Genomic DNA, 9,950 nt, shown 5'->3' on the forward strand with positions numbered 1-9,950 from the left:
GTTCACGAGAAGCATCATCAGCTATTTCTTCTTCAGAAATAATTTTTGAATTTATCTCATCTTCTAGCCTTTTATCTGTGTACAAGTTTTCAATTAGTTTATCGATATATGCAAGTTCTATTTCCTCGTCTTTATTGAAAGGATCTTTTTTAAGATAAGTTTTAAGTCCCCTAGAAACTCTCAAAAAATCTGAAACTTGTAAAAGTCCTGCGGCTGTTAAAGATCCACCAATTTCAGCTCTCTTTATTAAAGATTTTATATCTACAATACCAAAAAGTTGTGGCTCTCCCTTAGAAATAATAAGTTTTAAGGCTTCATTAGTTTCATTTAACCTGTTATTTATTTCATCATAATCCGTAGAAATTTCAACTTCTTCTATATATTCATTTGTAATACTTGCACTAGCAAGTTTTTTAAGTTCAACTAAGACCTTGTCAAACTCCAAGGTCTTTGATGCTTTTTTTAAAGAATTATCCACTGACAATCCCCCTATTTATATGTCCCTTAGTAACTTGTTGGTACGTATCTTCTAACTTTTTCTTTATTTTATAAAAATCTTCTTCATTATAATTTTTATACAAATTTACAATTTCATCTGTAAATTCATCTCCCGAAATTATAAGACTTATTTTATTTTCCTTTAATTTTTTCACATATCCATCTAATAAAATTGGATATGAATTAAAAATTTCTGTAAAAGTATTTTGTCTTAAAACTTCAAAATCCACGGACTTTTCATCTCTTAAAAGATAATTTTTGTAATTACAAGTAGGACAATTTCTTTCATCTTTACAATTTTTTTCAATAGAATAAGGGCAGTGTTTCATAGTCATAACTGGAATTCTGCCATAAGAAATGAGATTAATTTCGCTGTCTTCGCCCTTTATTATACTCTGAATTTGTCCACTATTCATCTCGGCAGATAGTGTCACTGACTTAAATCCAAGATTTTTAAAAAATTCTAAACTCTTTTTATTGAAAATATTTAGACCAATATCAGCATTGAGATCAAGACCATCATCTTTAAAAATGTAGTATTCAGAAATATTATTTATCCAAAGTCCCCTTACATTTCTATTTTTTAAAATATAAATCCTAAGTCTTTCCAATTCATCATAAGAGTAAAATTTGTCGAGATAAGTTGAAACTTTCCTATTCCCATAAATTTTCTTAAATTTTTCAAGATCCTTTGCCCTAATTATAATTTCGTCAATCTTATCTAAATTACTTTTTTCAAGATTTTCAAATTTATTAAAAAATACTTTTACAAGAGATTTTTTTGCCTTATTCCTATTTTCAGTTTTTTCTAATTTATTTTCATAAATTTTTCTTTCAAGAGAATTTTTTAAAATTTTATCTTCTAAAATATCAAGAACTTTTCTTCTAAGTTCGTTAATGGCAGAAATTGGTAAAAAGGCAGCATCATCAAGATCTAAATCTATATTTTTAACTTCAAAAATACTGTTGCCTGTTTTTGAAATATTTTCTATTACCCTATCTCTTTCAAGTCCAGATTTTTTTGCTGGCTCAACTATTTTATCCAGGACATAAGTAGCTTCTAAATCTTCTGATTTTACATGAATAATTGGTTTTTCCCCAATTTTTATTTTTAAATCAATATCGAGACTTCTCTTATAGTTGTATTCTTCAATTTTTTCGTCAATTTTTTCGTAAAGTTTTTTTGAATAAGTCCTGTTTATCTTAGAATTTTCAAGTGGTCTTTTAAACAATTCAAGATTATAAACTTTTCCTGCTTGATAAAATTCCCTAGACTTCATGCCAAATCTTCCCTTGGCTGAATTAAATTCTAGTCCATCGCCTTCATGTATATCTTCATCAAAAATTACTTTTGCAAAATTTTTACCAACTTCTAGGACTCTTCCTACTTCCACACCTCTGTTGTCAGGTCTGTCATAGGAAATAAAATCTCTGCCAAAGTCGCCATTAAAAAGCCCCTTAGTAAAACCCCTGTTAAAAACTTGAACTGTATCTTTTTTATCTTCAAGTTTCAACTTATCTTCTAGAGATTTTTTATAAGAGGAAACCACAGTGTAAACATACTCAGGATTTTTCATTCTGCCTTCGATTTTTAGAGAATAGGCACCTGCCTTTATAATTTTTGCAACTTGATCTAGGGTATTTAAGTCCTTTGTAGAAAGATAATAAAGTCTTTTTGCAAGTTTATTTTTATTAAAATCAAGAATTTCATAGGATTTTCTGCAAGCTTGGGCACATTCTCCTCTATTGCCAGATTTTCCACCAATCATTGATGACATCAAACACTCTCCAGAATAAGATACGCAAAGAGCTCCGTGAATAAAAGTTTCTACATCAATATCTAATTCCTTTATTTTTTCTATTTCAAAAAGTGGAGTTTCGCGAGCAAGAACTACTCTAGAAAATCCCATTTTCTTTAAAAATTTTGCTCCATAATAATTATTTACTGCCATTTGAGTAGAAGCGTGAACTTCAAAATCAGGAAAAACTTCTCTGATTTTTGCAGCAATTCCAAAATCTTGTAAAATCAAGGCATCGACGCCAATTTCATAAAGCATCTTTACACTTTTCATTGCCCTTTCAAGTTCAAAATCTGCAATCAAAATGTTAAAAGTAACATAAATTTTTACATCTCTAAGATGAGCATATTCTATTGCTTCTCTTAGTTCTTCCTTGTCAAAGTTTTTTGCTTTTGCTCTCGCAGAGAATTCATCATATCCCAAATAAATGGCATTAGCACCTGCTGATACAGCTGCCCTAAGAGCCGCCATATCACCTGCAGGTGCTAACAATTCATATTTAGTTTTCTCCATAAAGATTTTCCAATTCTCTTGATAGGTCGATTATTCTTCTCGATGCGGAGTTGTTTTTTTCTTCTAGATTAGAAATACTATCCTCAAGCTTCTTAATTACTTCCTTTGAATCTAGGAGTTCTTGGTTTTTATCCATTAAATCTCTATTTAATTTTCTGTTTCTATCTTCTAAATCAAGAGTTTTCTGTTGAAGATCTCTGTAAGTCTTGTTTGCCTTCTTGTTTTCATCTTCAAAAATCAAAAGTTGTTTTTTAAGATCTTTGATTTCTTCCATCTTTTCCATGATTTCTTTCTTGTCATCGCTAGTATTTGCCAAATCATCTTTATCAGCCTTCATCTTTTCAAGATCGTCTAATACATTTAAGGCACAAAGGACAAGAGTTTGAACTTGATTTAATTTGTAATTACTTCTTGCTGTTTCCTTGATTTTTGCATCAAGATCACTTGCAAGGTCCTTAATATACTTTTCGTTGTCATTACCCATAACATAAAACTTCATGTCATCAATAGTGACTTCGATTCTCTTCGCATCGGACATAATAGCCTCCTTAGGATCTTAGTTTCGCTTTAATTTCACTTTCAATCTCAGCAACTATTTTTTCACAAATTTCTGTAACTTCACTTTCTTCTAGAGTTCTATCAGCTGCTCTAAATACAAGGGAGAAGGCAACAGATTTCTTTCCTTCTTCTATATTTTCACCTTCATAAATATCAAATACTTTAAAGGATTCTAAAAGGTCTTTTCCATATTTTTGAGCAATCTTTTCAAGATCAACTGAATCAACTTCCCTATCCATAATAAAGGCAAAATCCCTCTTCATAGTTGGATACTTTGGAAGTTCCTTGTAAGTGTAGTTATCAATTGTGTTTTCAACAATTTTGTCAAAGTCTAATTCTGCAACATAGGCTTTTTTCTTTAAACCATAGTTTTCAAGAACTTTTGGATGTACTTCTCCAAATACTCCAAGACTTTCTCCCTTTAAAATAAACTCTGCAGATCTACCAGGGTGAAGGAAACTTGTTTCTTTTCTTCTAACTTCTAGATTATTTATTCCCAAGAACCAAAGAATTTTTTCTATTGATTCCTTTAAATAGTAGAAATCACCTAGATCATAAAATCCCATAGTTAATTTTAATTTTTCACTTGGAAGTTCATCTTCACTTGGGAAGAAAGTATTTCCGATTTCAAATCCACCAACATTTTCATTTCCTCTTACATAGTTTTTAGCAAGAGCATCAATCATTGATGGCACAAGAGTTGTCCTCATAATTGAATAATCTTCTCCAAGTGGATTTAAAATTTTAATAATATTTTTTTCATCTTCATCATAGTTTGCCTTTTTATAAGAAGATGGACTGACAAAGGAATAAGTCATAAATTCAGAATAGCCAAGACCTATTAAAAGATTTTTAATTCTGTCTTCAACATTTCTAAATCTAGGTTTTCTTCCAACTGTAAGAGTTCCTCTAAGTTTTTTAGGTTCAACATTGTCATAACCATAAACTCTTGCAACTTCTTCTATTAAATCTTCTTCTATGTTTAAATCAAGTCTAAAAGTTGGAATCTTTGCAAGAATATAGTCATCTTTTATATCAGTTTCAATTTCTAATCTATTTAATATGTCTGCAACTTCTTCTATGCTGAAGTCTACACCTATTAAGTCAACAACTTTTTGATGTCTTAATTTTATTTCTTTTTCTTCTTTAGAAAAATCTCCTACATCCTTATTTCCAGCAACAACTTCAGCAATGCCCATCTTTTGTACAAGTTGACAAACTCTATCTACTGCAGTTTTTGCAAGATTTGGATCTATTCCCTTTTCAAATCTTGAAGAAGCTTCACTTCTAAGATTTAGTCTTCTAGATGTCTTTCTAATATTTTCTTTATTGAAGTTTGCCCCTTCTAACAAAACATTTACTGTCTTGTCAGTGATTTCAGAATCAAGTCCACCCATGATTCCTGCTAAACCAATAATATTTTTGCCATCAGTAATCAAAATATCATCAGATTTTAATTTTCTTGTTTCTCCATCTAGAGTGACAGTTTCTTCGCCATCTTCTGCCATTCTAACGACAATCTTTTTAGTATCAAGTGTGTCTAGGTCAAAAGCGTGAAGTGGCTCACCATATTCAAGCATTACAAAATTTGTAAGGTCAACTATATTAGAAATTGGTCTAACTCCAGCTTGCATAAGATAAGCTTGTAGCCAAAGTGGAGATGGTCCAATCTTAATATTTTTAAGTATCTTAGAATAGTATCTTGTGCAATTTTCTGTTTCAATTTCAATATCATCGAAATAATCTGAAAAATCATCAACTTCATTTTCTAAATTTATTTCATTGTGCTTAGCCTTTAAGTCAAAAGAAGCTGCTGTTTCTACAGCCATTCCCATCATACTCAAACAATCTGGTCTATTTGGAGTGATTTCAAGTTCAAGTATTTCATTGTCCATGAAAAGAGTTTCCAAAGCAGATTTTCCAATTTCAGTTCCTTCTGGGAATATAAAAATTCCGTTGCGAGCTTCCTTAGGAATTACAGAATTTTCAAAGCCAAGTTCTTCCAATGAGCAAAGCATACCATTTGATTCAACTCCACGAAGTTTTCCTTTTTTAATTTTTTGACCACCAGCCACAGTAGAACCGTGAAGGGCAACAGGAACAATTGCACCTTCAAAAACATTTGGAGCACCAGTTACAATTTGAAGGACTTCTTCGCCAACATTTACAGAACAGATAACTAGCTTGTCTGCATCTGGGTGTTTTTCAATTTTTTCTATCTTTCCTACAACTATTTTATCTAAACCTTCTGATGGAATAATAATGGATTCAACATGAGAACCAGAATTAGAAAGTCCATCTGCAAGTTTTTTTACATCAAAATCGAAATCAACATAATCTTTAAGCCATTTAATTGGTAATAACATATCTATCTCCTTAAAATTGTTCCAAGAACTTCTTGTTGTTTTCAAACATCATTCTAATATCTGTGATGTTGTACCTTACCATTGCAATTCTGTCGATTCCCATACCAAAGGCAAATCCAGAATATTTTTCAGGATCAATGCCACAATTTCTAAGTACATTTGGGTGAACCATGCCGCAACCTAAAAGTTCCATAGACCAGCCAGTGTAGTTACAAGCCTTGCATCCTTCGCCGCCACAAGAAGTACAAGTAGTATCAACTTCTAGACTTGGTTCAGTAAATGGAAAATAGTGAGGTCTAAATCTTGTCTTCACTTCTTCCCCGAAAAAGGCCTTTACAAAATAATTTAAAGTATCAATTAAATTAGCAACAGAAATCTTTTCATCAACAACAAGCCCTTCAAGTTGGTGGAACATTGGTGAGTGAGTTGCATCAACTTCATCAGATCTAAAAACTCTACCAGAACATATCATGCGAATTGGAGCGCCATGTTCCTTCATTGCCCTAACTTGAACAGGAGATGTTTGTGACCTTAAAATTGTATTTTTGTCAAAATAAAAAGTATCTGACATATCTCTAGAAGGGTGGTCTTTAGGAGCATTCAAAAGATCAAAGTTGTTTTCTACAGTTTCAATTTCTGGACCATCATAAACAGTAAAGCCCATATGTGTAAATAAATCTTCAAGATCTTCAAGAGTTTTCTTTAGAGGATGTCTGTGTCCCAAAATTAAATCATCAGTTTTTAAAGTGACGTCAATTCTCTCATCGTGAAGCTTCTTTTCCAAAATCTTTTGATTAATTTCATTTTTCTTTTCTTCAATGGCATTTTCAATTTCTTCACGAACTTCATTGGCAAGAGCACCCATAACAGGTCTTTCTTCCTTTGAAAGATCCTTCATTCCCTTTAAAATTTGAGTAATCTCGCCCTTTTTGCCTAAGTACTTAACTTTTAGTTCATCTATATCTTTAATCGTATTAACTTCATTTAAAAGTTTCATGGATTCATCTTTGATTCCAAGTAATTTTTCTTTCATGTTGACCTCCAATTCATAATATATAATTATATCATAGTTACAAAAAATTTTTAATAAATTCAATAGAAATTCCCATTTTATCAATATGTAGAGTAACTATAATATAAATTTTAAAAATGGGCATAAAAAAACTGACTGCAAATGCAATCAGTAATTGGCAGGGGTAGCAGGACTCGAACCCACGACACTTGGTTTTGGAGACCAATGTTCTACCAACTGAACTATACCCCTAAGATACTTTATTATGATAACAAAAATTTCATCATTTGTAAAGTTTTTTTATTTTTTAAATATATTATTTTTAGATTTTTAACTGCTTTGTGTGTTTATTGGTTAATATTTAGTTATTATAAATATAAAGGATTTTATTATGAAAAAATTTGATAAAATATATAAATTGTTATATTTAATAAGTTTAATAATTATCTTTTTAAATAATCATAATTATTTTATTTTTAATAGAACAACAAAGATAATAATAAATGTAATTTCCATTATTTTTATGATACTTATTATATTATCTCTTGATACCGATGATTCTAAAATATTTAAAAAAATTTCTACTTTTATGCTAATAATTTTAATAATTTTAATAATGTTTTTTGGAAAATAGTTAAATAGCTGTATTAGCCCACTCCTGCTAATACAGCTATTTGTTATAATTTTTTTAAATTTTCTTCTACTTGTCTAAAGGTTTCTGATAATGTAAAACTGTTATCTATAATTACATCTGCCAATTTTTTCTTTTCTTCAACAGATAATTGGGAATTTATTTTCTCAAGGGCATAATCTTTTGATATGCCATCTCTTTTTGCCAATCTTTCTATTTGTTTTTCCCTGTTTACATAAACTAGCCAAACCTCATCAAAAACTAAGCCATATTTTTTTGTTTAGTTCTTCACTTTCAAAAAGAAGAGGTATATCCACAAAAAACTCTTCCCTTTGATTTTTTCACTTCTTCCAAAATTATCCTATAAATTTCTGGATGTTCAATTTCATTTAAGATTTGCCTTTTTTCTTCGTCCCTAAAGACAATTTCTGCCAAGCCACTTCTATCTAATTTGTCATCTACATAAATATTTTCTCCAAAGGCTTTTTTTATTTTGTCTTTTACATTTTTTAGATCTACTACTTCTCTTGCTATTAAATCCGCATCAATGACTTTTTCTCCCTTATCTCTTAGGAAGTTAGAGACTTGAGTTTTGCCTGTAGAAATAGATCCTGTAAGTCCAATGATTTTATTTTGATTCATAAAGATTTTTCCCTGTATTCATATCTACTGACAACTTAACATTTAAATCAACGGAATTTTCCATTAATTCTCTCATAATTTCCTTAACTTCTTCCACTTCATCTTCTGCTGCGTCAACTACAAGTTCATCGTGGATTTGGATAATAAGTTTTGATTTCATATTTCTCTTTTTAAGTTCATTATAAACTTTTACCATGGCAATTTTTATTATGTCGGCAGCTGAACCTTGGATTGGAGTATTAAGGGCAATTCTCTCTCCAAAACTTCTTATGTTGAAATTCTTTGCATTTAGCTCTGGGATGTATCTTCTTCTCTTGAAGATAGTTTCAACATAGCCCTCTTCTTTTCCACGCTTAATTTCTTCTGCCATATAATTTTTTATGCCAACAAAGTGAGAAAGATAGTTGTCAATATATTCTTTCGCAGCCTTTCTCGGTATATTTAAGTTTTGTGAAAGTCCGTAGTCAGAAATTCCATACACAATGCCAAAATTTACTGCCTTGGCTTCTGATCTTTGCAAAGAGTTTACATCGTCATAATCTACGTGAAATACTTCTGATGCAGTTTTTCTGTGAATATCTAAACCATTTTTAAAAGCTTCTAACATTTCCTTGTCATCAGATAAGGCAGCTAAAACCCTAAGTTCAATTTGAGAATAGTCGGCATCCACTAAACTTGCACCTTCTGATGCCAAAAATGCCTTCCTAATCAAACGTCCTTCTTCAGTTTTTATTGGAATATTTTGAAGATTTGGATCAGTTGACGAAATTCTTCCAGTTGCAGTCACTGTTTGCATAAATCTTGAGTGAATCCTCTTTGTTTTCTTGTTGATAACTGCTTTTAAGCCATCAATATAAGTTGATTTTAATTTGGAAAACTTTCTATAATCCAAAATCTTATCTATAATTTCTCCCTTTCCCCTTAATTTTTCAAGGACATCGGCAGAAGTTGAATAGCCAGTCTTTGTCTTTTTAATAACTGGAAAATCCATCTTTTCAAATAAAATTATTCCCAATTGTTTTGGAGAATTGATGTTAAATTCTTCTCCAGCTTCAGAATAAATTTCTTCTTCCAAATTTTTTAACTTATCAATAATTTTTTCATCAATCTCATCTAAAACAGCTTCATCAGTGTTAATTCCCACATATTCCATAGAAGCAAGGACTTCTACTAGGGGAAGTTCCATATCAAGGTAAAGAGAAGTCATTTCTTCTTCTTCGATTTTTTCCCTTTGTAGCTTTTCAAGTCTATAAATTGTATTTAATAAAAAGGCAAAATACTTAAAGAGTTCATCCTTTTCTAAATCAGCATAAATTTTCTTTTTTGCACCCTTACCCAAAAGGTCTTCTTCATCTAAATAGCCATTTTTAAAATAGTCCATGGAAATTTTATTTATGTCATAATCACTTTTTGTTGAATTTAGTAGATATTCTGCAATTTCAACATCGTGAGAATAATTTTTTAGATCAATAGCAAGATTCATTAAAATAATTATGTCTTCCTTGAGAGAATATCCAAGTTTTTCAAGGCTTTCATCTTCCATAATTTCTTTTAGATAGTCAAAGTCAATATCATCATAAGCTATAAAATTTACAGCTTCATCTTTTATTTTTATGGCGAGATAAATAGGTTTTACGCCTTCATAAATCTTGCCGTCACTAATAAATTTAAAGGCAAAAGATTTTTTATCTTTTATATTTTTTTCAAGTTCTCTTAGGTCTTTTATTTCAACAAATTTAAAATTATCATCAGAAATTTCTTCCACAACTTCCTTTTGATATTCTTCTGGAAGTCTTGCAAGCATAGAATTAAATTCAAAATCACGATACATTTCAGAAAGTTTTTCATAATCGTAGTCCACTTTTTTGAAATCATCTAAATCTTCTTCTATAGGAACTATTTTTTACAATAGTGCCAAGTTTTTTGCTCAT

The 9,950-nt window shown here is 30.4% G+C and carries 6 protein-coding genes, 1 tRNA gene and 2 pseudogenes; all 9 read right to left on the reverse strand.

All coding sequences use genetic code 11. The features are described 5' to 3' along the window. Nucleotides 1-478, reverse strand: a pseudogene (locus tag HGPT_RS03745) (endonuclease MutS2); the annotation flags it as partial. After that, nucleotides 471-2,810 (reverse strand): U32 family peptidase, encoded by a 2,340-nt coding sequence (locus HGPT_RS03750; protein WP_019138532.1) that lies wholly within the window; start codon nucleotides 2,808-2,810, stop codon nucleotides 471-473. The gene HGPT_RS03750 and the pseudogene HGPT_RS03745, both read right to left, overlap by 8 nt. Continuing rightward, nucleotides 2,797-3,348, reverse strand: coding sequence for a cell division protein ZapA (locus HGPT_RS03755; protein ID WP_019138533.1), 552 nt, complete (start codon nucleotides 3,346-3,348; stop codon nucleotides 2,797-2,799). Before HGPT_RS03755 ends, HGPT_RS03750 begins: the two co-directional genes overlap by 14 nt. A gap of 10 nt (nucleotides 3,349-3,358) precedes the next feature. Continuing rightward, nucleotides 3,359-5,734 carry a phenylalanine--tRNA ligase subunit beta gene (pheT, locus tag HGPT_RS03760; protein WP_019138534.1) on the reverse strand — a complete coding sequence of 792 codons (2,376 nt, stop codon included), beginning with the start codon at nucleotides 5,732-5,734 and terminating at the stop codon, nucleotides 3,359-3,361. Between the two features lie 10 nt (nucleotides 5,735-5,744). Further along, nucleotides 5,745-6,767: a phenylalanine--tRNA ligase subunit alpha gene (gene pheS / locus HGPT_RS03765; RefSeq protein WP_019138535.1), complete on the reverse strand. Its 1,023-nt coding sequence runs from the start codon at nucleotides 6,765-6,767 to the stop codon at nucleotides 5,745-5,747. 155 nt (nucleotides 6,768-6,922) lie between these two features. After that, nucleotides 6,923-6,998: transfer RNA gene (locus tag HGPT_RS03770), tRNA-Trp, on the reverse strand. Between the two features lie 425 nt (nucleotides 6,999-7,423). Further along, complete coding sequence (locus HGPT_RS10365; protein WP_019138537.1) at nucleotides 7,424-7,585, reverse strand: dephospho-CoA kinase; 162 nt, start codon at nucleotides 7,583-7,585, stop codon at nucleotides 7,424-7,426. Between the two features lie 86 nt (nucleotides 7,586-7,671). Then, a complete protein-coding gene (coaE, locus tag HGPT_RS10370) occupies nucleotides 7,672-8,019 on the reverse strand; it encodes a dephospho-CoA kinase (protein ID WP_281032370.1) in 348 nt (115 codons plus the stop codon). Then, nucleotides 8,006-9,916 (reverse strand): annotated as a pseudogene (gene polA / locus HGPT_RS03785) (DNA polymerase I); the annotation flags it as partial. The gene coaE and the pseudogene polA, both read right to left, overlap by 14 nt. Nucleotides 9,917-9,950: the final 34 nt, after the last annotated feature.

The sequence above is a fragment of the Peptoniphilus timonensis JC401 genome, assembly GCF_000312025.1.
In the GTDB taxonomy this organism is placed as follows: Bacteria; Bacillota; Clostridia; order Tissierellales; family Peptoniphilaceae; genus Peptoniphilus_A; species Peptoniphilus_A timonensis.

What these genes read in the sequence shown, in the direction of transcription:
- HGPT_RS03750 (WP_019138532.1), bottom strand. Translation starts at nt 2,810, where the DNA reads ATGGAGAAAACTAAATATGAATTGTTAGCACCTGCAGGTGATATGGCG.
- HGPT_RS03755 (WP_019138533.1), bottom strand. Translation starts at nt 3,348, where the DNA reads ATGTCCGATGCGAAGAGAATCGAAGTCACTATTGATGACATGAAGTTT.
- pheT (WP_019138534.1), bottom strand. Translation starts at nt 5,734, where the DNA reads ATGTTATTACCAATTAAATGGCTTAAAGATTATGTTGATTTCGATTTT.
- pheS (WP_019138535.1), bottom strand. Translation starts at nt 6,767, where the DNA reads ATGAAAGAAAAATTACTTGGAATCAAAGATGAATCCATGAAACTTTTA.
- coaE (WP_281032370.1), bottom strand. Translation starts at nt 8,019, where the DNA reads ATGAATCAAAATAAAATCATTGGACTTACAGGATCTATTTCTACAGGC.